Annotated in this window: 21 protein-coding genes and 2 pseudogenes; 10 read left to right on the top strand and 13 right to left on the bottom strand. The window is 44.0% G+C overall.

Features of this window, described 5'->3' with window-relative positions; all coding sequences use genetic code 11:
* Window positions 1-21: 21 nt before the first annotated feature.
* The 5 genes from M2R47_RS03180 to M2R47_RS03160 all read right to left on the bottom strand — a co-directional run bounded on the left by M2R47_RS03180 (window position 22) and on the right by M2R47_RS03160 (window position 4,198).
* Window positions 22-954 (bottom strand): FAD-binding protein, encoded by a 933-nt coding sequence (locus M2R47_RS03180; RefSeq protein WP_249098847.1) that lies wholly within the window; start codon window positions 952-954, stop codon window positions 22-24.
* 47 nt (window positions 955-1,001) lie between these two features.
* Window positions 1,002-1,751, bottom strand: coding sequence for an electron transfer flavoprotein subunit beta/FixA family protein (locus M2R47_RS03175; protein WP_249098844.1), 750 nt, complete (start codon window positions 1,749-1,751; stop codon window positions 1,002-1,004).
* 217 nt (window positions 1,752-1,968) lie between these two features.
* The gene (locus M2R47_RS03170; RefSeq protein ID WP_249098841.1) at window positions 1,969-2,181 is read right to left on the bottom strand and encodes a cold-shock protein; all 213 of its coding nucleotides are present in this window, start codon (window positions 2,179-2,181) and stop codon (window positions 1,969-1,971) included.
* A gap of 291 nt (window positions 2,182-2,472) precedes the next feature.
* Window positions 2,473-2,907 (bottom strand): hypothetical protein, encoded by a 435-nt coding sequence (locus M2R47_RS03165; RefSeq protein WP_249098838.1) that lies wholly within the window; start codon window positions 2,905-2,907, stop codon window positions 2,473-2,475.
* A gap of 250 nt (window positions 2,908-3,157) precedes the next feature.
* Window positions 3,158-4,198, bottom strand: coding sequence for an enoyl-CoA hydratase/isomerase family protein (locus M2R47_RS03160; protein ID WP_249098834.1), 1,041 nt, complete (start codon window positions 4,196-4,198; stop codon window positions 3,158-3,160).
* A gap of 189 nt (window positions 4,199-4,387) precedes the next feature.
* Here M2R47_RS03160 and yaaA point away from each other — a divergent pair, with 189 nt between their 5' ends.
* Together yaaA and M2R47_RS03150 are read left to right on the top strand one after the other, a co-directional pair.
* Complete coding sequence (gene yaaA, locus M2R47_RS03155) at window positions 4,388-5,170, top strand: peroxide stress protein YaaA (RefSeq protein ID WP_249098831.1); 783 nt, start codon at window positions 4,388-4,390, stop codon at window positions 5,168-5,170.
* A 188-nt stretch (window positions 5,171-5,358) separates the two neighbouring features.
* Window positions 5,359-6,180, top strand: a complete 822-nt coding sequence (locus tag M2R47_RS03150; protein ID WP_249098828.1) for a putative RNA methyltransferase — start codon at window positions 5,359-5,361, stop codon at window positions 6,178-6,180.
* A gap of 53 nt (window positions 6,181-6,233) precedes the next feature.
* Here M2R47_RS03150 and M2R47_RS03145 read toward each other — a convergent pair whose 3' ends face one another.
* From M2R47_RS03145 to M2R47_RS09625, 5 genes and pseudogenes are all read right to left on the bottom strand, one after another.
* Window positions 6,234-6,782, bottom strand: coding sequence for a lipocalin family protein (locus M2R47_RS03145; RefSeq protein WP_249098827.1), 549 nt, complete (start codon window positions 6,780-6,782; stop codon window positions 6,234-6,236).
* Between the two features lie 31 nt (window positions 6,783-6,813).
* Window positions 6,814-9,453, bottom strand: coding sequence for a type I DNA topoisomerase (gene topA, locus M2R47_RS03140; protein ID WP_249098821.1), 2,640 nt, complete (start codon window positions 9,451-9,453; stop codon window positions 6,814-6,816).
* A 150-nt stretch (window positions 9,454-9,603) separates the two neighbouring features.
* Window positions 9,604-10,146, bottom strand: a complete 543-nt coding sequence (locus M2R47_RS03135; RefSeq protein ID WP_249098817.1) for a hypothetical protein — start codon at window positions 10,144-10,146, stop codon at window positions 9,604-9,606.
* Between the two features lie 25 nt (window positions 10,147-10,171).
* Window positions 10,172-11,575, bottom strand: a pseudogene (locus M2R47_RS09630) (DNA translocase FtsK); the annotation flags it as partial.
* Between the two features lie 759 nt (window positions 11,576-12,334).
* A pseudogene (locus M2R47_RS09625) lies at window positions 12,335-12,835 on the bottom strand (DNA translocase FtsK 4TM domain-containing protein); the annotation flags it as partial.
* 255 nt (window positions 12,836-13,090) lie between these two features.
* Between M2R47_RS09625 and trxB the strand changes: the two are divergent.
* Window positions 13,091-14,029, top strand: coding sequence for a thioredoxin-disulfide reductase (trxB, locus tag M2R47_RS03125; protein ID WP_249098810.1), 939 nt, complete (start codon window positions 13,091-13,093; stop codon window positions 14,027-14,029).
* A gap of 135 nt (window positions 14,030-14,164) precedes the next feature.
* Here the strand turns inward: trxB and M2R47_RS03120 are convergent, their stop codons facing one another.
* Window positions 14,165-14,812 carry an OmpA family protein gene (locus M2R47_RS03120; protein WP_249098807.1) on the bottom strand — a complete coding sequence of 216 codons (648 nt, stop codon included), beginning with the start codon at window positions 14,810-14,812 and terminating at the stop codon, window positions 14,165-14,167.
* 464 nt (window positions 14,813-15,276) lie between these two features.
* Here M2R47_RS03120 and M2R47_RS03115 point away from each other — a divergent pair, with 464 nt between their 5' ends.
* The 5 genes from M2R47_RS03115 to minE all read left to right on the top strand — a co-directional run bounded on the left by M2R47_RS03115 (window position 15,277) and on the right by minE (window position 19,482).
* The gene (locus M2R47_RS03115) at window positions 15,277-16,281 is read left to right on the top strand and encodes an acyltransferase (protein WP_249098804.1); all 1,005 of its coding nucleotides are present in this window, start codon (window positions 15,277-15,279) and stop codon (window positions 16,279-16,281) included.
* The gene (locus tag M2R47_RS03110) at window positions 16,251-17,354 is read left to right on the top strand and encodes a hypothetical protein (protein ID WP_249098800.1); all 1,104 of its coding nucleotides are present in this window, start codon (window positions 16,251-16,253) and stop codon (window positions 17,352-17,354) included. The genes M2R47_RS03115 and M2R47_RS03110 overlap by 31 nt, the downstream gene beginning before the upstream one ends.
* 158 nt (window positions 17,355-17,512) lie before the next feature.
* On the top strand, window positions 17,513-18,211 hold the full coding sequence (minC, locus tag M2R47_RS03105) for a septum site-determining protein MinC (RefSeq protein WP_249098797.1): 699 nt from the start codon (window positions 17,513-17,515) through the stop codon (window positions 18,209-18,211).
* Window positions 18,212-18,389: 178 nt separating this feature from the next.
* Window positions 18,390-19,205: a septum site-determining protein MinD gene (gene minD, locus M2R47_RS03100; protein ID WP_249098794.1), complete on the top strand. Its 816-nt coding sequence runs from the start codon at window positions 18,390-18,392 to the stop codon at window positions 19,203-19,205.
* A 1-nt stretch (window position 19,206) separates the two neighbouring features.
* On the top strand, window positions 19,207-19,482 hold the full coding sequence (minE, locus tag M2R47_RS03095) for a cell division topological specificity factor MinE (protein WP_249098790.1): 276 nt from the start codon (window positions 19,207-19,209) through the stop codon (window positions 19,480-19,482).
* Window positions 19,483-19,568: 86 nt separating this feature from the next.
* Here the strand turns inward: minE and M2R47_RS03090 are convergent, their stop codons facing one another.
* Window positions 19,569-20,111, bottom strand: a complete 543-nt coding sequence (locus M2R47_RS03090) for a porin family protein (protein ID WP_249098786.1) — start codon at window positions 20,109-20,111, stop codon at window positions 19,569-19,571.
* On the opposite strand from M2R47_RS03090, the gene M2R47_RS03085 reads away from it, so the two are divergent.
* Together M2R47_RS03085 and M2R47_RS03080 are read left to right on the top strand one after the other, a co-directional pair.
* Window positions 20,110-20,508, top strand: a complete 399-nt coding sequence (locus M2R47_RS03085) for a hypothetical protein (RefSeq protein ID WP_249098783.1) — start codon at window positions 20,110-20,112, stop codon at window positions 20,506-20,508. The genes M2R47_RS03090 and M2R47_RS03085 overlap by 2 nt on opposite strands.
* Window positions 20,505-21,182: a phosphoglycolate phosphatase gene (locus M2R47_RS03080; RefSeq protein WP_249098780.1), complete on the top strand. Its 678-nt coding sequence runs from the start codon at window positions 20,505-20,507 to the stop codon at window positions 21,180-21,182. The genes M2R47_RS03085 and M2R47_RS03080 overlap by 4 nt, the downstream gene beginning before the upstream one ends.
* 16 nt (window positions 21,183-21,198) lie before the next feature.
* Here the strand turns inward: M2R47_RS03080 and M2R47_RS03075 are convergent, their stop codons facing one another.
* Entirely contained in the window at window positions 21,199-22,707 is a 1,509-nt protein-coding gene (locus M2R47_RS03075) for a YifB family Mg chelatase-like AAA ATPase (RefSeq protein ID WP_249098777.1), read from the bottom strand.
* Window positions 22,708-22,726: the final 19 nt, after the last annotated feature.

The raw sequence follows: 22,726 nt of genomic DNA, 5'->3' as shown, positions 1-22,726 counted from the left end.
TATTCAGATGCTCAAGGTCCATCATAGTTTTGTAGTCAGCTCTGGCAATGCCGTGAAGATGTCCGCTTCTAGGAAATAATCTGCCACTTGAGCAATCGGTGCATCTGGATCGTTATTGATTGCCACGATGACTTTAGAATCTTTCATGCCTGCCAGATGCTGAATGGCACCAGAAATACCAGCAGCAATATAAAGATTCGGTGCGACGATCTTGCCTGTTTGACCTACTTGCATGTCATTTGGCACAAAACCTGCATCTACCGCAGCACGACTGGCACCAACCGCAGCACCCAACTTATCAGCCAATGGCTCTATGTACTTAGAAAAATTCTCACCACTGGCCAACGCACGACCACCAGAGACAACGACATCGGCCGAAGTCAATTCAGGACGATCTGATTTAGCAAGCTCTTCTTTGATGAACACCGATTTACCAGCATCGCCGCCCAGGGACACATTCTCGATACTTGCATTGCCACCAGTTGCCGCCGCTGCATCAAATGCGGTGGTACGCACACTTAGAATGATCTTATCCTCACTTGTTTGAACGGTCTGTATGGCATTGCCTGCATAGATAGGACGGTCAAAAGTATTGGTACTGATCACAGCAACGATGTCTGATATCATGCTGACATCTAGCAATGCCGCCACGCGTGGTAAAAAGTTTTTACCTGTGGTGGTTGCAGGGGCGATGATATGACTGTATTCTCCAGACAAATCCTTAACAAGTGGTGCCACATTTTCAGCCAGCTGATTGGTAAAAGCGACATTATCAGCAAGCAATACTTTACTCACGCCAGACACTTGAGATGCTGCATCTGCGACATTTTGAGCATTAAAGCCTGCCACCAATACATGAATGTCATCACTAATTTGGGCAGCGGCAGTAACGGCGGATAGTGTTGCATTTTTTAGTTCTTTATTGTCATGTTCTGCATAGACTAGTACGGTCATGATTTTTCCTTTGAAATTTTATTAATGATGATGAAAATATCTTGATGTCAGATGACCTTGGCTTCGTTTTTTAGCTTATCGATCAATTCATCAACGCTTGCCACTTTCACGCCCACGCCACGCTCTGCTGGTGCTTTGACTTTCAAAGTGGTCAGTTTGGAAGTCATTTCCACACCAAAGTCGGCTGGTTTTTTGATGTCGATTGGCTTTTTCTTGGCGGCCATGATGTTTGGCAGCTTTGGAAAGCGAGGTTCATTCAAGCGAAGGTCTGTGGTGATGATGGCGGGCAGCGTCAACTCAACTGTTTGCAAGCCACCGTCAATCTCACGCGTTACCATCACTTTATCACCCTCAACCACCACTTCAGATGCAAAAGTACCTTGCGAAGCAGACATTAAGGCTGAAAGCATCTGACCTGTTTGGTTATTATCATCGTCAATCGCCTGCTTACCCAAGAGAATGAGTTGGGCATCTTCAGACTCTGCCACGCTTTTTAAGATTTTAGCGACTTGTAGTGGATATGGTTTTTCATCAGTTTCAATCAATATGCCACGGTCAGCACCCAATGCCAAAGCCGAGCGGATTTGCTCTTGAGATTGTGTCGTACCCACCGACACAGCGATGATTTCAGTTGCCACGCCTTTTTCTTTGAGACGCACCGCCTCCTCAATGGCGATTTCACAAAATGGATTGACACTCATTTTAGCATTGGCAAGCTCTACGCCCGTCTCATCAGCTTTGACACGCACTTTGACATTATGGTCAATAACGCGCTTGACAGCAACTAATACTTTCATAAGGACTCCGTTTTTTGTAGATTTTTTAAAAGCGAATTTGATAAAATATATCACACTTGATTGTTTTATGCTAGAACGATTGTCTAAAATTTCCCAACCTTGGTCAAATATTTATCATGAACGCACAGTCATTTTTTATCCAAATCAAATGACCAAGTTCATACCATTCAAAAAAAGCACCCAAACAGTGGGTGCTTTAGTGCTCAAACGGCAGCGATCATATTTTCTCAATTTCTTCAGCTTGAGGACCTTTTTTACCTTCACTTGGGATAAAAGCGACCTTTTGACCTTCAGCCAAAGTCTTAAATCCACTACCAGTGATGGCACTGTAATGAGCAAAAACATCTTGACCGCCATTATCTTGAGCGATAAAACCAAAACCCTTGGCCTCATTGAACCACTTGACCGTACCTTGAACTTTATTTGACATAGCAAATTTTCCTATATGATTGAAAATGTGGCAAAAATTACCAGACTTAAATATTTATGTTGCCAAAACTGCAAAAAGCCTTAGTATCAAAGACGCTTAATTTTCAACCAATACAAAACAATGTTCAAATATTGCTCAAATACGCCCAAAAACCCACTCATGTACAAGTTTTAAAGTCGTTTTTACATCCGCCAAAGGCACTGTGCAAAAGCTACTAATGGTACATAAATACCATGTTTAAGTATAACAAACTTCACCTTCAAAAGGGGAATTATTTTAAGAAAACAGCATTTATTTATAACCAAACACCGCAGCAATTGGCAAATAAGAACTGCTAATCACAAAAACACACAACAACGCAAAGACCAGAGCGAATGATCGACCAAAATTTAAATATTTGGGAGGCATCACCAAATCCATGGGGTCGTCAACATCAGCCACAGAAATCAGCTTAGCACCATAAATCCAGCTCACCAAAAAATAAATGCCATAAGAAACAGGCACACTCATCTGTAAGTTAGTAAAATCTAAGAAAAACAACGCCAAGCCTGACACGACCAACCACGATGAAGTGATAAGACTGATGATGGCAAAACTGCTTTTTTGTGGCAATTTTCCTTGGTTGTTTAGTATCCAAGTCGTTTCAATCCACAGCAGCACCGCCACCACCAGACTGGCAAGTACATACATCCGCCCAAAATCCAATTCACCAAACATACTCATCATGCTTTACAACACTCACTGACAAAATTTAAAACATCGCACATGCCACTCACCTGATCATACGGCAGACCACAACCCACCTTAATCTTTATGGTAAAGTCAACTTCTGGCATCATCGCTTGTGCTGGGCGTATTGTACATGAATTTGAAGAGAAAGTTAGGATTTTTGTCATCAATGCCATCATCTCATGCGACTTGATCCACAAGATGATTACATTAACAATTAAGCACACACCTCACTCAGTCCTCTTACTCACTCAAAAAACCCATCAATCCACCCATCTGGCATGTTGTCAAGCGTGTATCGCCATTGTGGGTTTTTGTCTTTATCAATCAATAAGGCTCGCACACCTTCTTTAAAATCACCCTGAATAACACAATGAACTGCCACCATGTTTTCAATCTCAAACATTTGGCGAATCGATTTGGGTCTCATGCCATGATACAACCGCCAAGTGATTGCTTTGGTCGTGTCCGAACCTTTCAGATAACTGTCAATGGCATTTTTGATGAATGGACTATCGCCTTGATAATTTTTTAACGCTTTATCCACCTCCATGAGTGTTCCTTGATTCATCAGATGGTTGATTTCATGAAAGCATTCGATGACTTGACTGGACTTGGTGGGATTTTTGTGAAAATGTGTCAAAATCTTCGATACCTCACCATGGTGATTGCCCTGCCAATCATTATCAACCAGAGCTTCTAAGACCGCATCAAAATGCTCATTTTCCAAATACGCATCACCCAAGCCTAAGTACAACGCATCCACTCCATGAAAACGACCACCAGTCAAACCCAAAAACAACCCCACCTTCCCCATCATGCGATTCAAAAACCACGAACCCCCTGCATCAGGAAACAGCCCAATAGACACCTCAGGCATTGCCATCATCGTATCGGCGGTTACTACCTTATGACTACACGCTGACAACAAGCCCAATCCACCACCCATCACCACGCCATGACCCCATGCCAACACTGGTTTTGGGTATTCATACAGCATTGCCATCAGTTCATATTCTTGCTCGAAAAACTGTCGCACACTGTCCACATCATGAGCCTGTGCCAGCGACTTGATGTCGCCCCCTGCACACAACGCACGATTCCCCGCCCCATGAATGACAATGACGACAACGCCTTTGTCATCTCGCCATGCTCTCAACACCTGTCTGACAGTCTGCACCATGTCAAGATTTTGAGCATTAAGAGCCTTTGGGTTGTTCAGCATGATGACACCAATCATTTTGCCATCTTTGGTAAGGATTTTATGAGCATTAATCAAATCTGTCATGGCACTCTCCTTGCTTATCAGATTGGACATGCTTGAGCATAGCAAATTTGACACCCCAAGACAAGTCAATCAAAAAATCAACCAACCAGCTTGATGGATTTAATTTTGCGTTTTGGCAAATTTTACCTATAATAAGGCATCTGTGTGAATCGCATTTAAAACAACCATCATCAACATTGGAAATCTCAGATGTACTTCTTATTGTCTCCTGCCAAAAACCTAGATGAAAAAACCCCTGTCCCACTAAGCCTTGACACTCAATACAGCCAGCCCGCTCTCATTGAGCATGCCATTGATTTGATGACAACTTTAAAGACCAAAGATGTCATAGACCTTCAAGAACTCATGCACATATCCGCCAACATTGCCCAGCTCAATGTCATGCGTAATCAAGCCTGGACCTACCCTTTTGATCACGCTGCCAAGCCTGCCGCCTATCTATTTGATGGCGATGTCTATACAGGGCTGGACGCCTATGCACTCAACCAAGAACAAATGCTTTATTTAAACAAACATCTGGGGATATTATCAGGATTGTATGGGCTATTAAAACCGCTGGATTTGATGATGCCTTACCGCCTAGAGATGGGTACAAAATTAAAAGTTGGCGATGCTGATGATCTGTATCACCATTGGGGAGATTTGATTACCAATTTGGTCAATCAACGCATTCATGAAAGTGGCGATGATGTCTTGGTTAACTTAGCCTCCAACGAATACTATAAAGCAATCAATCCACAAAAAATTAATGCCAGCATCATCACGCCAAAATTTCTTGACCAAAAAAATGGGCAGTATAAAATCATCAGCTTTTATGCCAAAAAAGCTCGTGGCCTGATGGTGAATTTCGCTGCCAAAAACACCATCACCAACCCAGAACACTTAAAGAATTTTGATGTTGATGGTTATTATTTTGATGACTTGGCAAGCACAGATACCGAATGGATATTTAAAAGAGATGAGTCAAAATAAAAGTTAAGGACTTTGATTTTAGTGGCTTGTTTTAATCCCAACAGACACTAAAACCCAAAAATAATGGCGAAAAAAAATGACATTTTAAAAAGCAAGTCAAATGTTTGGCGTCATCATTAAAGACTGATGGCAACCACCCACACAAAAAGACAATAAAACATCAATCGTAAGAAAAATTTGGATCACTCATGCTTACCTGCCCCATCTGCCACACTCTCTTAACATTACAGGATAAGACCTACATTTGCCAAAACCGACACAGCTATGACATCAGTAAGGACGGCTATGTCAATCTGCATGTCGTTCAGCACAAAAACAGTCATCATGCAGGAGATACGCCAAAATCAGTGCAAGCTCGCAGGCGATTTTTATCCAATGGGCATTATCAGCCATTACGCGATAAAATTGCGACCATCATCAAAGACCTATCGCCAAAGACGATACTAGACATCGGTTGTGGCGAAGGTTATTATACCCAGCATTTGGCTGGTGATGGCAGGCATGTCATCGGACTGGACATTGCTAAAGTAGCCATCATCGCTGCTGCCAAAGCTCACAAAAGACAGGCTTATTTTGGCAATGTCTCATGGGTAGTTGGTACAGGTAAGGTTTTACCTGTGGCTGATGGCAGCATGGATATTTGCACCAGTTTTTTTAGCCCCTTGCCAAAAGCAGAGATGCTTAGGGCGTTGCAAGCAAAAGGGCATGTGTTGGTCGCAACGCCAGCACCAAATCATTTGCATGCGATGCGAGCCAAGTTATTTAATGTGGTCAAACAACACAACCCCAAAAAATTCATCGCAGAACTTTCTCCTGAATTCACACTTATCGATGAATGGCATGTGAATGCACCAATGATGCTAGACCAGCAGTCTTTGACCGATTTGATTGACATGACACCTTATACTTATAAAGCAAAATTAGAACACAAAGCAGCATTAAAATCCCAAGATAGCTTTCAAGTCAATGCTCAATTTTGTGTGTATTTATTCAAAAAATCATCTCAATAACACACTGTTTTATCAAGGATATTTACCCAGCCATATTTTTTGATTGACATCAATCACTGAACGGTTTTTTGAAAAAGCCGCACATCATAGCCGTTTTGCTTGGCGATTTGTAAATATCGCTCATAATCATCATCACCAAGCGTTTTATCACGAGACAAAATCCATAGGTATTTATGATTGGGCGTACCCACCAAAGCTGATTGATAGCTACCACCTTCACCATCTAGAGCCAGCACCCAATAGTCAGCCCGCCCAAATGGCAACTTTTTAAGAAACGATGGTAAGAATGAGACTTTCAGTTTGGCATTGGTGTCATCAACCACATAAGCTTCACCATTGGCGACACTGATGCTGCCCTTGTGCGTCAAACATTCGTTTTTAATACTGATGGTATTGCTTGATTTTAGTGTGTAAGTGGCTTTGACTTTGGCCACACATTTATTTTGAAATGGCATGGGCAATCTACCAATTTCATACCACTCGCCAAGATACTCATCCAGCATCACATGTGGCACAGTGGCAGGCACCAGAGCGGATGCTAATGGTGCATACCACATGGCAGATAATAAGACAAACATCATCAAAGATTTTTTTAAGGTCATTTCTCATTCACTCCAACAGTCAACATAAGCTTCACTCTTTTACCCAAGCATCATTTCGCCACACCAAAGCAAAACGAGTTGCCCTACCGTTTTTTTCAGAGCCAATGTATTGCTCGGCATTTTTACGAGACCAGCGTAAAATGGTAGGATTGCCCTCATCATCCACATCAGGTGCCAAGAACAGATATTGAAATTTATCTTCTAACTGCTCTTTGATTGGACGCAATTCAGCAAGTTTTGGTGGGCGAGTTTCACGAATTTTAGGGAATTTGCTGGCCGCCAAAAATAAGCCAGTCGCTCCCTCACGCAATACATAATGGTCATCAAACTTTGTTGAACGCAATTGCGGCATTGCAATTGCCGCCATTCTTGGTGGTGCAGGTTCGCCATTTTTAAGCATCTTGCGAGTATTCTTACAGCTGTTGCAGGCAAAATATGCCCCAAATCGACCTGTTTTTAGACTCATCTGCCCATCACATTTATCACACGGAATGCTTGGCGCATCATCTTTGTTACCAGCCCCGGACATCTCAAACACACCTTTTTCTAGCAAATACCCATCACAATCTGGGTTGTTGCCACAGATGTGTAGTTTTAGACCACCATCAACGATGTAGCCTTCCATAGCGGCGTTGCATTTTGAACAGCGTTTCTTTTCCATCAGTGCGTTCACTTCCGCCGAGTCGTCTTCAACTTCAACATCAAAGACAAAAGAAGCAACTGGCATCAGGTTTTTTGTACCCTTGCAGCGTTCTTTTGGTGGCAAATTGTAACCTGTACAGCCCAAAAACACACCTGTTGAACCCGTGCGAATTTGCATTGGACGGTCACACAAGTCACAATGAATGTCTGGCACATTGGTTGGATTATTTGGACGCATGCCATCTTTGCCTTTGGCAGTATCAAGCCTTCCCTTAAAATCGCCATAAAAATTATCAAGCACTCGCTTCCAGTCTTGATGACCTTGAGCAACCTCATCCAGCTTATCCTCAAGACCTGCCGTGAACGCATAATCCATCAAATCTGGAAAGCTCTCCACCAATCGTTCAGTAACAATGTCGCCCATCTTTTCTGCATACAGGCGTTTATTTTCCAATCGAACATAGCCACGCTCTTGAATCGTTGAGATGATGGAAGCATAGGTTGAAGGTCTGCCTATACCAAGGCTTTCTAGTTCTTTGACAAGACTGGCTTCAGAATATCTGGCTGGCGGCTTAGTAAAGTGCTGACTTGGCTCTACACTCACAAGTGGCAATCTCTCACCCACTTGAACATCAGGCAGTAACACATCATCACTTTTGGCAGGTGGTTGTACTTTGGTGTAGCCATCAAAGACAAGGGTTCTACCCTTGGCTTTTAGTTCCACATCACCTGCCTTAACAATAAGGCTGACCGAGCGATACCGAGCAGGAGTCATTTGGCATGCCACAAACTGTCGCCAAATCAGCTCATACAGACGCTGAGCATCTCTTTCCATCGTTGTCAGCTGGCTGGACTTGATGGTAACATCAGATGGGCGAATCGCCTCATGTGCCTCTTGGGCATTTTGCTTATTTCCATAAAAATTTGGCTTTTCTGGCAAATAGGCATTGCCATAATGTTGCTCAATATGCGTACGCACCGCCACCAAAGCATCTTGACTTAAAAATGTCGAGTCTGTACGCATGTAAGTAATATGACCTGCTTCATACAGACGCTGAGCAAGAATCATCGTTTTTTTGACACTAAAACCTAGGCGAGTGCTGGCAACCTGCTGTAAGGTTGATGTGATGAAAGGTGCAGATGCTTTTGATTGTGTAGGTCTTTCGTCAATGGCAGAGACGATGAAATCGGCTTGATTTAGGGCATCAACAACGCCATCGGTCTGCTCTTTATTAGCAAGCCTTAAGGTCTTTCCTTGATATTTGGTCGCTTCTAGGCGTAGGTTTTCGCCAGCGGCGATGTTGTTGGTGTGTATTTCCCAGTACTCCACAGGAACAAACGCCCGAATCTGCCTTTCTCGCTCCACCACCAAACGAGTCGCCACCGATTGAACACGACCAGCCGACAAGCCACGAGCCACTTTCGCCCATAAGAGTGGCGACACCATAAATCCTACGACACGATCTAAAAATCGGCGTGCCTGCTGGGCATGAACACGGTCAAGATTGATTTTGGCAGGCTGCTGAAAAGCGTTTTGTACGGCAGTTTTGGTGATTTCATTGAACACCACACGGCTATATTTGGCATCATCACCACCAATGACTTCTTTGAGATGCCAGGCAATTGCCTCACCCTCCCTATCTAAGTCCGTTGCCAAATAAATAGCACCAGCATCTTTGGCCAAGGATTTTAATTCCTTAATAACCTTAGTTTTATTGGGTAAAATTTCATATACCGCCCGCCAGTCATGTTCAGGATCCACCCCCATGCGACGCACCAAAGCACGCTGGGCTTTTTCTTCACGACTCAACCCTGTTTCATCGTCTTTATTCTTGGCTCTATCAGTACCCGAGACAGGCAAATCTCGCACATGCCCCACGCTTGAACGCACGATGAAGTCATTCCCCAGATATTTATTGATGGTCTTAGCTTTGGCAGGCGATTCCACAATGACGAGCGACTTGCCCTTGGCCAATGGCTTAGCACTATTGGCCTTGTCGGTCTTTTTGGTCGTTGTTTTTACAGCCATGAAGTTACCTTTGTTATTTTCATTGTTAAATGGTTCATACAATCAAAAAAAAAATTGACAAAAAAATCGTATCAATTTTTATAAAATAGCACACAAAACCCAGCATGACAAGATGGCAAACGCATCAATGATCAAGCCCAAATCAGTGCGTCAAGCCTTTTTCATGCTCACACAATCACCCAATTTTGTTAATACTTGATGCAACGCCTGCAAGTCTTCTTTGGCAGCGTCAGTATTGAGCTGATGCTTTTCATGCTCCTGATAGCGAACATCTGACCAGTACAGTGCCGCATTATTGGCTTTTAACTGTATCGCTAAGGCATGATTTGCAATAGACTTTGGTAACTGATTGATGATGGATTGACATTCATCACTTAACGCACCACCAATCATCTGCCATCTGCCATCTTGACGCACCAAGCGATATTGGGTCATTCGCCATTCATCATTGATGATGCCGTACATTGCCACAAGGTCGATTTTGGCAACATGATGATTTTGCCTTTGGGGTCTGGCAGGCAACCAATCTGGACGCACGGTAAGCTTAGGATTAAATCCAAACTGGCGAGCGAGCAGGCGAAAATCTGCCGAACGCATCTCATGAGCTTTGGGCTTTAAAGCAAAGATATTACCCAAAAAAAACCCAATCACCCCAAGCACCACGATGATGGGCAGATGTTCTTGAATGTCCATCTCTTCAACCTCAATTCATCATCATTCACATTAAAATTTGGCGTTTGCCATTATTGTCCGCCGCAGAGACAATGCCACGCTCTTCCATCATATCAACAATGCGAGCCGCACGGTTATAGCCAATGCTAAACTTGCGTTGCAATGCTGAGATGGATACCTTGCGAGTCTCTAAGATGTGCGACACCGACAAATCAAAATATTCATCATCACCGCCACTACTGGTATCTCCAGAACCCTCACCTTCAAAAGTATAGCTTTCACTAAGATCGATATAATCAGGTGCTCCCCGCTCTCGCCATGCGTCCGTCACGCGATTCACCTCATCATCTTTAACGAATGCCCCATGCACACGCACGGTCTCAATCGCACCAGGAGCTAAGAACATCATGTCGCCATGCCCCAGCATGTTCTCTGCACCAGACTCTTCAATGATGATGCGGCTGTCGGTCGCTGAATTGACACGCAAGGCAACACGCACAGGAATGTTTGACTTGATCAAACCTGTTACGACAGTAGCCACAGGTCTTTGAGTGGCTAAGATTAGGTGAATGCCAGCAGCACGAGATTTTTGGGCAAGGCGGACAATCGGCTCTTCGGCAGTTTTGCCAAGCTGCATGATCATATCAGCAAACTCATCAGCCACCACCACGATCTTTGATAGCGTCTTTTGCTGCGGCACAGAATCACTGACATGGTCAGAAGCATTCCACATCAAATCTAAGATCGGCTCGCCAGCATTTTGTGCATCTTTAATTTTTTGATTAAAAGCAGCGATATTACGCACACGCAATTTACTCATCAACAAATAGCGACGCTCCATCTCTGTCACACACCAATTAAGAGCGGCGGTTGCCTCCGTCATGTCAATGATCACTGGAGTCAATAAATGCGGAATGTCGCCATAGTTAGCAAGCTCCAACTGTTTTGGATCAATCAATACCAACCTAAGCTCCTCTGGCGTGTATTTTAAGAGCATGGACATTAAAAATGAGTTGACCAATACGGATTTACCAGAACCTGTTGTGCCAGCGACAAGCATGTGCGGAGCTTTGGCAAGATCAGCAATCACAGGATTGCCATTGATGTCTGCACCGATGGCGATGCTGATACCTGCGTTAGGATCTTGATAGTCTTTGGTGTCTAATAATTCAAGCAAACTGACGATTTGGCGTTTTTTGTTCGGCACTTCAATGCCAATATAAGGCTTGCCTGCAATCACAGGAATCACACGCAATGAAGTCATGCTCAATGAACGAGCCAAATCCTGTGCGATTTTTATCACACGACTTGCTTTTACCCCTGCTGCCAAGTCCACCTCAAAACGAGTCACCACAGGTCCCACCATCGCACTGACAACATTGGCTTTTATATTAAATTCTTGCAGCTTAATTTCAAGCAGTTCAGAAAGCTCTTGAAGTTGCTCTGATGTGTAGATGGCGAACTTTTGAGGCTTGGGATCCAAGATGTCCAGCGACGGTACGGGGCTTAGGCTCATGCGATACTCAAGCGTACTCATGGCATGAGATTTTGGTCGAACCGTGCCAGTTGCCATTGAGGCTGGCAGATGGCCAACCGTGTCGCTGATGACAGGTGGCGTGTTAGTCTCCTGCGACACATCGCTTACTGCTAAGATTGGCGTTGGCGATTCCACCTCTTGTTTGGCGGCGTCATCATGCCACTGTTGCCATTCGTTGATTGGATGATTGCCCTCTTCGTCTGTTGTATCGCATGATACTACCAAATTGGGCTTTTGAGAAAATACCTCATTACCATCATCATTAAAGACATCTTGTACTGGGCGATGGATTGGGACATCTTGTCCGATGACCATGTCATCAGTGATGGCAGTAGCTACAGACGATTCATTCATTTGGTCGCTTTGATCAAATGCCTCTAGAGTGTCCTTATCTGCCCACAACACCTCCATGACCTGATTAATATCAGCGGTCTTTGTGTTGTGTTGCTCGTGTTGTTCATCATGTTTTTTAGCAATCAGATCATCACGCAATCCTGAATTAACCAAAAAACTCTCTAACGCCCCTTCGTGATTATGTGATGGATAAACAGGCGTCTTTGGGAGGTGTTTGCCAAGACTGCTTTCATCATGACATTCCTCGTGATTGTCCATCTCCTGCTTTTCGCCATCTGACACACATACCATGGCATGCTTAGATTTTCGCCATAGTCCAGACCAGCGAATATCAAAAGTTAAGGTCGCTATGACAAACCCAAACAGTGTCAAAAATCCCACTGACAACGCCACGCCCAGCATGCCCACCAACGCCATCATCAGTTCATACCCAAGCATGCCACCAAAAATTACTGGATCAGCTGACCACCACACACCCAAATATGCAAGCATCGCACTGATGCACAACAATAAAAAGGCATAGGCAATCAGTCTCAATGGCCAAAACACGCTTTTAGACATCTGCCATGAACGCACCAACTCATAACCAAGCACCGCCACCAAAAACCAAGCACCAATCCCAAACAATGATCGAAAAATATCTGCTGTCCATGCCCCCAAACGACCGCCAACATTCGTCATGCTTTGGCGGCTGCTCATGTGCGACCAAGCAGAATCCATCGGATCATAAGAAAATAAAGCGATGAACAAAAAGACAAAGAACACCCCTCCAATCACGCTAAAAAATAAGCGTTTGATGGTAGGCAGATGGCCAAGCATTCGATTGACAAAATCGTACTGTAATAATTTCATGATGGTTGATGGGTTGTATGAACAATGAATGAAAAGCTCTACATTATATAGGATAACAGTATGACGCCGCAAAGTTTTTAATCAAGATTTGCAAAAATTTCATACGCTAATGATTCTTGGGCAAAACTCCTATTGTCAAAACCGATATTTTCACGCAATGGTCTTGCAATTTTCGGCGTATTTGCCCTATACTAGATCAAATTTATTCACTTGGAACTCCCCATGACTCACCACAAACTCATCATTTTAGGCTCTGGACCAGCAGGATATTCTGCTGCCGTCTATGCTGCTCGTGCCAATCTAAACCCCGTCATCATCACAGGGTTGACCGTAGGTGGGCAGCTGACCACCACCACCGAAATTGATAACTGGCCAGGTGGTCGCCATGGTCTGACTGGTACGGCACTTGTCGAAGAGATGAAAGAACACGCTGAACGCTTCGGCACGCAGTTCATCTATGATCACATCAATGCCGTGGACTTAGGCAGTCGCCCATTCAAACTCACTGGCGATGACGGCAATTACACTTGTGATGCTCTCATCATCGCCACAGGAGCAACTGCTCAATACCTAGGCTTGGAAAGTGAAGCCAAATTCATGGGCAAAGGTGTATCTGCATGTGCAACTTGCGATGGATTTTTCTACAAAAATCAACAAGTCGTAGTGATTGGCGGTGGCAACACCGCAGTCGAAGAAGCACTGTATTTATCTAACATTGCAAAACATGTCACACTAATCCACCGTCGTGATGTTTTGCGTGCCGAAAAAATCATGCAAGATCAGCTGTTTGAAAAAGTAAAAAGTGGCAACATCTCTATTGAATGGAACAGCACAGTCAAAGAAGTGGTTGGAGATGACATGGGCGTCACTGGCGTTGTGATTGAAAATACTGATGGCAGTAGCAAAGTTCTTGATGCCATGGGCATGTTTGTTGCCATCGGTCATACGCCAAACACTGGCATATTCAACGGTCAACTGACCATGAAAGATGGCTACATTGTCGTTAATAGCGGTCTAAACGGTAATGCCACAGCCACAAGTGTCGAGGGTGTTTTTGCCGCAGGCGATGTCGCCGATCACATTTATCGCCAAGCCATCACTTCTGCTGGCACAGGGTGCATGGCCGCCTTAGATGCCGAAAAATATTTGGATAATTTATGATTGGATAAGCTTGTCCATCAGATAAAAAACTCAAATGCCATGATGATTGACATTTGAGTTTTTTAGTGCATTAATCTACCCAAAACGCACCAAATCAAGCGGATTTAAGGGCAGTGAGGTGGGTATGGTGGTTTATTAACCAACACTTTTTGGTGCGATGATGGCAATCTCCACACGACGGTTAGGCTCATAAGCCATGCCGAATTTCGTGGTTGCCCCATGACCCAGTGAACTGATGCGAGTGGCAGAAACCCCTTGATTGATCAAATGGCGAGCCACAGCATCTGCACGGTCTAATGAGAGTGTTTGGTTAAATGCCGCATTGCCTTCAATTGAAGCGTATCCGTTGACGATGACTTGAGTTTGATTGTACTCATTCAAGGTTCTTGCCACTTGATTTAAAGTACCATAAGATGATGGCTTGATGGCGTACTGCCCCTTATCAAAGGTAATGGCTTCTGGAATGGCAAGATTGATGTTATTGGTAACAGGATCGCGGGTAACCTCAATGCCAGTGCCAGCGGTCTGCTGTTTTAGTTTGGCTTCTTGCTTACTCATGTATGCACCAACGCCTGCCCCTAGCACCGCACCAATGGCAGCATCACGACCAGTTTTCTCACCGCCAGTAGCTTTAGAAATGGCAGCAGCACCCAAAGCACCTGCCAATGCCCCCAAGCCAGCTTTTTTGGTGGCATCATCGTTATAATTGCCAGTACTTGCACAGCCAGAGATAACCATACTAGACGCCAATGCTGATACAGCCAATAGATTTAATTTACTCATGACAAACTCCTAGGTTGTTGCTAAATGATGTGATCTCTGCAAAGCTTAAAAGCCTGCACAACATGAATTTGACATATTATGAACCAAAAAAAATTCTTGTCTGTTGTAAGTGTGTATCTCATCGGTTAGATTTTAATGATCATCACACAGCCTCCACCTCATGGCAGACAATGACAGCTTAGTCTGATATGATCACAGCCATCAATGGACCTGATTGCACCTCCATTCACCATGGCCGAAACTTTAATCATTAAAAAGATTACTCATTAATATTGTATCAAAAATTTTCAAGCAATCGCTTTTACACAAATTTATGGTGAAATCTTGCTGATTTGTGATAAAAATTTGGTAAAATAAACAACAGTTTTTATTTGTACACTGATTTTAATGCTCAATTTAATGACTTAACGCATGATGACCGCACAAACCAACCCAATCAGGCACAATGATTTATAGGATAACCCATGATTAAGACCAAGCGTAAGACCCTACCATTTTTTCAAAAATTGCACGACACAACGCCCAATTTGGCTCGTAAGCTGTCTTTTGTCGTCAGCACAGGCGGCATTGCGGCCAACAGCTTGGGGCTGTCTGTGCCAATCTATGCTGCAGGGCTTGCAAAGGTTTTTGGCAAATCAAAAGTCGCCGATGATGCCATTGTCAGTATGGCTGACTATTGGATTCGTTCAAACAACTTCATGATTGACGCCATTCTACCCAAGAAAGATTGGCGTATCAGCTTACCCAACAACCTTAAATCCGATGGCAAATATCTGCTCATCTGCAATCATCAATCATGGGTGGACACCAGCATCATTCAATATGTCAGCGAAGGCATTTTACCCATCACACGCTTTTTTGCCAAACATGAGTTGCTATATATTCCTGTTGTGGGTCAAGCTTTTTATTTTTTAGATTTTCCAATGATGAAGCGTCACAGCAAGGAACAAATTGCAAAAAATCCAGCACTGGCTCATCGCGACATCGCAGAAGCACGCCGTGCTTGTGAGTTGCTTGCCAACAAGCCTTTTGTGTTACTCAATTACTTAGAAGGTACTCGTTTCACGCCTGCCAAGCACGCCAAACAACAATCCCCCTACCACCACCTACTCAAACCAAAAGCAGGCGGTTTGGCACTTGCCATCAGCAGTCTTGGCGAGAAGATTGATGGCATTTTAGACATGACGCTTGTCTATCCTGATGGCATACCTGAGTATGGCGATCTGTGGCAAGGAAAACTGACACGACTTGGTGTGGACATTCGCCACATTGAACCAAACCCAAGCTTATTTGACGCACTTAAAAATGGCGAATATGATCATAATGCTGATATTAAAGCCGAGTTTTTTAAATGGCTTGACGACATTTGGCTGGACAAAGATGCACGCATCAATGAAATGCTGGCAGATTTTCAACATACCCATCATAGGCATCATCAATGCAACACACCTCACAACCAAAAAACCTAAGCATTCCTCAAGCACACGAAATCCCTGATGATGTCGTACCGCTATATGGTGGCGATCATGACGACAAGCCCAACCGCCCAAAAATCATCTACGACATCATCATGCTTGGTTTGCTGATCATAGACTTATTACTGATGTTCATCGATGGCGTAATGATGAGTACGATGACTGGATATGTCTCCGCATGGCTTGGGGCAGATGATATTTTAGCAGTCTATCACACCCAGCATCACACGGCAGTGGCGACCATCAGCGGTGCATTCACACTATTTTGGGTGGCAGAATTGACCACTCGCTGGGTACTTGCGATTGTCAATCACACCTATCACCGCTGGTTCTTTTTTCCTTTTATGCATTGGTATGAGACCTTGGCGTGCTTTCCTGCTCTGCGTGCACTCAGATTGTTGCGTGCCGGCATCATCATCAAACGCCTACATAAAGTCGGAATCAAAATCATTCCAAAACGATGGATTAATTCAGGGAAATTTTACTATGGCGTGCTGCTAGAAGAGCTTTCTGATCGTGTCATTTTAACAGCCACAGATAACATACGCACACAGATCAAACGCTCAAAAAAACATGACAAACTCATACAAGACACACTCAACAAAAACCGCCCTGCAATTGAACAAGCGGTTTTAGAGTTGTTGCGTAGCGAGCTGACACCAAGATTGCAAAATGCCTTTAATCATGCCGCTGGCGAACAGCTATCTAAAGACATTGGCATTGCCGTAGAACAGGCACTCATTGACACGCCAGAGATTGGCAAATACTTAAAGCTCATTCCTGTGGCAGGATCTCTCATAGAAAACCAAATCACCACGATTGGTAAGCGCATCGGAGTCAATGTCGCCACATCGGTCAATGCTCATCTTTTTGACCAAGAGACATTGGACGGCTTGATGATGCAGATTGCCCATGGCATCGCCAGCATTGACATCAACCGCCCCGCCCTACAACAATTGGTAGCCAACATCACCGAAGATGCACTCGACGCTTTTGAACAGCAAATCAAAGCCCAGCAATGGAAACATACCGAGCAAATCAAAGTGGCGGTATCCGAACACCACTGATGGCATGGTAACAACAAAGAACATAAAAACCGCATGAATTAATGGAGTTTATTGTTTTTTCATGATGAAAAAAATGCTACAATTTAACTCCTTGATTGATGAACATCTGTTGAGCATCTGCATTGGTATTTTGACATTTTTGTTTATGGTTGATGATTATGAGTAAACCCATTCAGTTATCTGGTAAAATGCTGGCATTTAGTCGCATCAAAATTCTTTCAGACAGCATGAGCGACATTCAAACAGCACTGGGTGAGCTGGTTAATAGCAATAAAGCGACGACTGGCATTCCTGTAGTCATTGACAGTAAATCCATGCTTGCGTTAGACACACTCATTGATTTTATGTGGTCAATCGGCATACAGCCAATCGGCGTGATTGACGGCATCTTAAATGCACAAGCCAAACAGTTACGCTTGGCAATCTTTCCTGCTGATGGCAAACGCATTGAGCGTTTAGCACCAAAAACAGACAGCATTGAGCAACCAATTCAACAGGCTCAACAGACTGACACATCACCCATCACATCCAGCATACACACCCAAATGGTGCGTTCAGGACAAAGCATTCACCATTTTGGTGGTGATTTGACAGTTGTTGGCGGGGTCAATCATGGGGCTGAGGTCATCACAGACAATAGCTTGCATATTTACAGTCATGGTTTGGGTCGCTTGGTGGCTGGTGCGACTGGCGATAAGCATGCACGCATTTTTTGCCAAAAATTCAATCCGACTTTGGTGTCAGTAGCAGGGACTTATTGCTTGCGTGAAGACATTCCAAGTCAGATGATTGATCAAGCCGTGCAAGTCAGCTATGATGAGGTTAAAGGACTGGTCTTTTCTTTAATCAACAGTTAAATGGTTGGCGTTATTTCATCTTAAGATTGACAAATGTCATTGATGTCATCAATACATGTTGTCGCATTCTCATAATGACAGCGAAGATGCCTTGTGTGTCCAATTGCCGTCATGAATATTTACATTTACCATGGGTCTGCTTGGTAAGTGAACTTTTATTGCATTAAGGAGTGCCGTTGTGGCGAAAATCATCGTAGTAACTTCAGGTAAAGGTGGTGTTGGTAAAACCACCACCAGTGCATCATTCGGTGCGGGTCTTGCCAAACATGGTCATAAAACCGTCATCATTGATTTTGATGTGGGCTTGCGCAATCTTGATCTCATCATGGGTTGTGAAAATCGCATTGTGTACGACTTTGTTGATATCATCAATGGCAACGCCAAATTAACCCAAGCTTTGGTAAAAGACAAACAACTTGACAACCTGTACATTTTACCAGCTTCACAGACCCGTGATAAAGATGCTCTGACTGATGAGGGTGTGGCCGCAGTCATGAAAGAACTTTCAGAGGATTTGGGCTTTGACTACATCATCTGCGACAGCCCAGCTGGAATTGAGCGTGGTGCTCAACTTGCCATGTATCATGCTGATGAAGCACTCATTGTTACCAATCCAGAAGTATCAAGCGTACGCGACTCCGACCGCATCATCGGCATTTTACAATCTCGCACCAAGCGAGCTCAAGAAGGCAGTAGCGTCAAAGAGCATCTCGTCATCACTCGCTATAATCCAGAGCGTGCCGCCCAAGGTGAGATGATGGACATTGACACCATCGCCAATGAAATTCTACGCGTGCCTTTGATTGGTGTGATTCCAGAGAGTAATGCGGTGCTAGAAGCATCCAACCATGGTCAGCCTGTCATTCACTATCCAGAATCTGCCGCAGGGCAATGCTATGAAGACATCGTGGCAAGATTTTTAGGTGAAGAGCGACCACTTCGCCATCTGGAAGTGAGAAAAAAAGGCTTCTTTACAAGATTGTTCGGAGGTTGAGATGAAAAAAGGATTTTGGGCATCATTATTCGGTGGTAACGACACGCCAAGCAGTGCCGACATCGCCAAGGACCGTCTGAAAGTCATCGTTGCCAGCTCTGACAGACTTAATAATCGCTTGACTGCTGAGCGTATCGAACAAATGAAACGAGAGATTTTGCAGGTAGTCAATAACTATGTCAATGGTGTACAAATCAGCGATGTGAACATCAATCATCATCATGAAGATGACATTGACATGTTAGAGATGAGTATCAGCCTGCCCGATCGCAAATGATGTTTTGAAACCTTGAATATTTGGACATTTGATTGTTAAAATAAAAAAACAGCCATCAATTGATGGCTGTTTTTTTTCGTACTGAATTAGAATTTTAGATGAGCACTCACACCCCACATAGAAGCGTCTGAACCTAAGTAGTCATATCCTGCTTCAAGACCGACATTTGTGGTGGCATTAAAGCCTACTGCCACACCGCCTGCCAAACCAGTCTTGTCAGATACAGAGATGCTGTTGACACTTAGACCCTTGTTTTTCACCTTGGTTTTTGCAATGCCCAGTTTACCCTTGGCATAAACTGGTGTGTTATTAAAATGGTAACGATAAGTACCATACACGCCATAAGTTTTTGCATCGTACTCGTAGTTATTTAAGCCTTTGGTATAGCCTTTGGTTTCAGAACCCACATATTCCACTTGTGCACCGATGTTTTGATCGAAGTTATAGCCACCGTACACACCGTACGAAGTTGCTTTGCTTGGCAGACCATCAGCATTTATTTGACCAAGTTTGACACCAACATAAGGCTGACCTTGTGATGATGAGCCATAAGTGATGGCCGCGTTTGCACTCATTGCTAGGACTGATGAAGCACCCAATGCCAAAATTGCTTTACTTAGAGTTTTCATGATTTTTCTCCTAAAAAGGCGGTTGAGTCGCCATTTGTTGTGTTTTAACCAAAGAACAATTCATACTGCTCTTTGTGTTGGTATCATAGTAACAAAATATTTCTTAAAAACTGTGCTTGTTTATGGATTAAAGTGTAAAGTTTTGCAAAGATTCTCTGTTGCTCAACAACATTTGCCACTTTTGGCGATTGTTTGTTACGCATTTTTTAAAGATGTTCAACACGCTATCAAACACCATCATTCGTATCAATTCCATATGATGCGAACGGTCAATCAAATAAGCAGAGTGTCATACGGATGGCATCAGACAGCCAACTTAGATTTTTATTTAATCAATTTATGCTACAATACCTCAAGTATTTATTTTAAAAATCAAGGCATGATTAAAAAACCATGACTGTTTTAACAAAGAAATCCCTCATCATTTTTGATCTTGATGGCACCCTCATTGACAGCTTGCCAGATTTAGCAACAGCAGTCAATGCAACCTTGACAACCCTAAATGCACCAAATGCAAGCACGAATGACATACGAAATTGGGTGGGTAATGGTTCGCAGGCACTCATCAAGCGAGCGTTAGCATGGGCAAATTTATCCGCAGACATGCTTGATGAGGCTCATGCAATCTTTCTAAATCATTATGCCAACACTCATGATGACACACGACAGTACCCAGGTGTGACAGCTGGGCTAGAACAGCTATTGAAACAAGGCTTTCTGCTTGCTTTATGCACCAATAAACCAACACAGTTTCTACCAGACATCATTCAACGCATGGGATGGGAAGATAAATTTGCCTGCATCTTAGGCGGAGACAGTCTGCCTGTCAAAAAACCAAGTGGCATGCCCTTGTTGCACATCTGCCAAACACTTGACATGGATGTGGCGCACACCGTCATGGTGGGTGATTCACAAAATGATGTCATGGCGGGTAAAAATGCAGGCATGACCACACTGGGCCTCACCTATGGTTATAATTACGGCAAGCACATCAGCCAAAGCAATCCTGATGCGGTCTTTGATGACTTTGAAAGTTTGGTCAATCACCTCACAAATCAGTTTAGGAAATGACGCCAAATCACTGCATTTAGCCTCGATAACTCAATGCCTCTGCCACATGTACCGTACCGATGTCATCTGCTTCTGCCAAATCTGCAATCGTACGAGCCACCTTTAAAATTCTATGATAGCTACGAGCAGACAAATTAAGACGAGATTGGGCTGCCTTGATGAGATTTTTTTCATCATCTCCAAGTCGAATTAGACGGTCGATATCGCCTGGACTAAGCTCATTATTGGATTTTCCTTGACGCTTTAAAGCAACATCACGAGCTTTAGCCACACGGATGCGGACATTGGCAGACGACTCACCACAAGGAGCATTTTGTAAATCATCCAGCGGTAAAGCTGGCACATGAATATGCAAATCAATGCGATCAAGAAGCGGTCCTGAGAGTCGGTCTTGATAACGACGCACTTGCTCATTTTTGCAATGGCAACGGTTCGTGCCATCGCCATGGTAACCGCACGGACAAGGATTCATTGCGGCGATGAGTTGGAAATCTGCTGGAAAGGTTACCTGACTGCTTGCACGACTGATGATGATTTGTTTGGATTCGATTGGTTGACGCAACACCTCAATGACTTTTTTATCAAACTCTGGCAACTCATCCAAAAACAGCACGCCCTTATGCGCCAAAGAAATCTCTCCAGGTTTTGGGCGAGAACCCCCACCGACCAGTGCCACGCCAGACACCGTATGATGCACTTGGCGGAATGGACGAATGCCATAATCATACTCCATGCCCGCCACCGAGTAGATACTTGCCACTTCCAAAGCCTCTTCGTCTGTCAAAGATGGCAGAATGCTTGGCAATCGGCTTGACATTAAGGTTTTGCCAGAACCAGGTGGACCTTTAAACAACAACGAATGTCCACCTGCTGCTGCAATCTCCAAAGCACGGCGTGCATGGTGTTGACCTTTGATATCGGATAAGTCTGGATAACCATTCATTTGGGCTTGAGTGATGGTTCTTACAGTAGGCAAGATGACATCTGACTGATTTTGACTCACGCCACTCACCACATCCAAATGACGGCATACCGCCTGCAAATTGTCCGCACCAAGCACAGCAACTCCCAATACTCGAGCCGCCTCTTCAGCATTCGCCTTTGGAACGATGAGTGTTCGTTTTTGTGGAGAGTTTTTCATTGCCAAAGCAACAGACAATGCACCAGCCGTGGGACGCAACTCACCGTTTAGAGCAAGCTCACCAATGAACTCAAATCCATCAAGGACTCGATCGTCTACTTGACCGCTGGCGGCCAAAATTCCGATTGCAATCGGCAAATCAAGGCGAGAACCATCTTTTGGCAAATCCGCAGGAGCAAGATTGATGGTGAGTCTGCGGCTAGGAAAGTCAAACCCACTATTTATCAGTGCCGAACGCACTCTATCTTTACTCTCTCGCACCGCTGCCTCAGGCAGCCCAACTATCGTCAAAGCTGGCATACCTTGGGACAAATGCACTTCTACCGTTACTGCTGGTGCGTGCAATCCTACCACCGAGCGTGTCAAAACCTGAGCAAACGACATTGATCATTCCTTGTTAATA

The organism is Moraxella oculi (assembly GCF_023336735.1).
In the GTDB taxonomy this organism is placed as follows: Bacteria; Pseudomonadota; Gammaproteobacteria; order Pseudomonadales; family Moraxellaceae; genus Moraxella; species Moraxella oculi.
This window is presented reverse-complemented; position numbering and strand designations above follow the sequence as displayed.

Coding starts and splice junctions, on each gene's coding strand:
- M2R47_RS03180 (WP_249098847.1), bottom strand. CDS start 954: ATGACCGTACTAGTCTATGCAGAACATGACAATAAAGAACTAAAAAAT.
- M2R47_RS03175 (WP_249098844.1), bottom strand. CDS start 1,751: ATGAAAGTATTAGTTGCTGTCAAGCGCGTTATTGACCATAATGTCAAA.
- M2R47_RS03170 (WP_249098841.1), bottom strand. CDS start 2,181: ATGTCAAATAAAGTTCAAGGTACGGTCAAGTGGTTCAATGAGGCCAAG.
- M2R47_RS03165 (WP_249098838.1), bottom strand. CDS start 2,907: ATGATGAGTATGTTTGGTGAATTGGATTTTGGGCGGATGTATGTACTT.
- M2R47_RS03160 (WP_249098834.1), bottom strand. CDS start 4,198: ATGACAGATTTGATTAATGCTCATAAAATCCTTACCAAAGATGGCAAA.
- yaaA (WP_249098831.1), top strand. CDS start 4,388: ATGTACTTCTTATTGTCTCCTGCCAAAAACCTAGATGAAAAAACCCCT.
- M2R47_RS03150 (WP_249098828.1), top strand. CDS start 5,359: ATGCTTACCTGCCCCATCTGCCACACTCTCTTAACATTACAGGATAAG.
- M2R47_RS03145 (WP_249098827.1), bottom strand. CDS start 6,782: ATGACCTTAAAAAAATCTTTGATGATGTTTGTCTTATTATCTGCCATG.
- topA (WP_249098821.1), bottom strand. CDS start 9,453: ATGGCTGTAAAAACAACGACCAAAAAGACCGACAAGGCCAATAGTGCT.
- M2R47_RS03135 (WP_249098817.1), bottom strand. CDS start 10,146: ATGGACATTCAAGAACATCTGCCCATCATCGTGGTGCTTGGGGTGATT.
- trxB (WP_249098810.1), top strand. CDS start 13,091: ATGACTCACCACAAACTCATCATTTTAGGCTCTGGACCAGCAGGATAT.
- M2R47_RS03120 (WP_249098807.1), bottom strand. CDS start 14,812: ATGAGTAAATTAAATCTATTGGCTGTATCAGCATTGGCGTCTAGTATG.
- M2R47_RS03115 (WP_249098804.1), top strand. CDS start 15,277: ATGATTAAGACCAAGCGTAAGACCCTACCATTTTTTCAAAAATTGCAC.
- M2R47_RS03110 (WP_249098800.1), top strand. CDS start 16,251: ATGCAACACACCTCACAACCAAAAAACCTAAGCATTCCTCAAGCACAC.
- minC (WP_249098797.1), top strand. CDS start 17,513: ATGAGTAAACCCATTCAGTTATCTGGTAAAATGCTGGCATTTAGTCGC.
- minE (WP_249098790.1), top strand. CDS start 19,207: ATGAAAAAAGGATTTTGGGCATCATTATTCGGTGGTAACGACACGCCA.
- M2R47_RS03085 (WP_249098783.1), top strand. CDS start 20,110: ATGATTTTTCTCCTAAAAAGGCGGTTGAGTCGCCATTTGTTGTGTTTT.
- M2R47_RS03090 (WP_249098786.1), bottom strand. CDS start 20,111: ATGAAAACTCTAAGTAAAGCAATTTTGGCATTGGGTGCTTCATCAGTC.
- M2R47_RS03080 (WP_249098780.1), top strand. CDS start 20,505: ATGACTGTTTTAACAAAGAAATCCCTCATCATTTTTGATCTTGATGGC.
- M2R47_RS03075 (WP_249098777.1), bottom strand. CDS start 22,707: ATGTCGTTTGCTCAGGTTTTGACACGCTCGGTGGTAGGATTGCACGCA.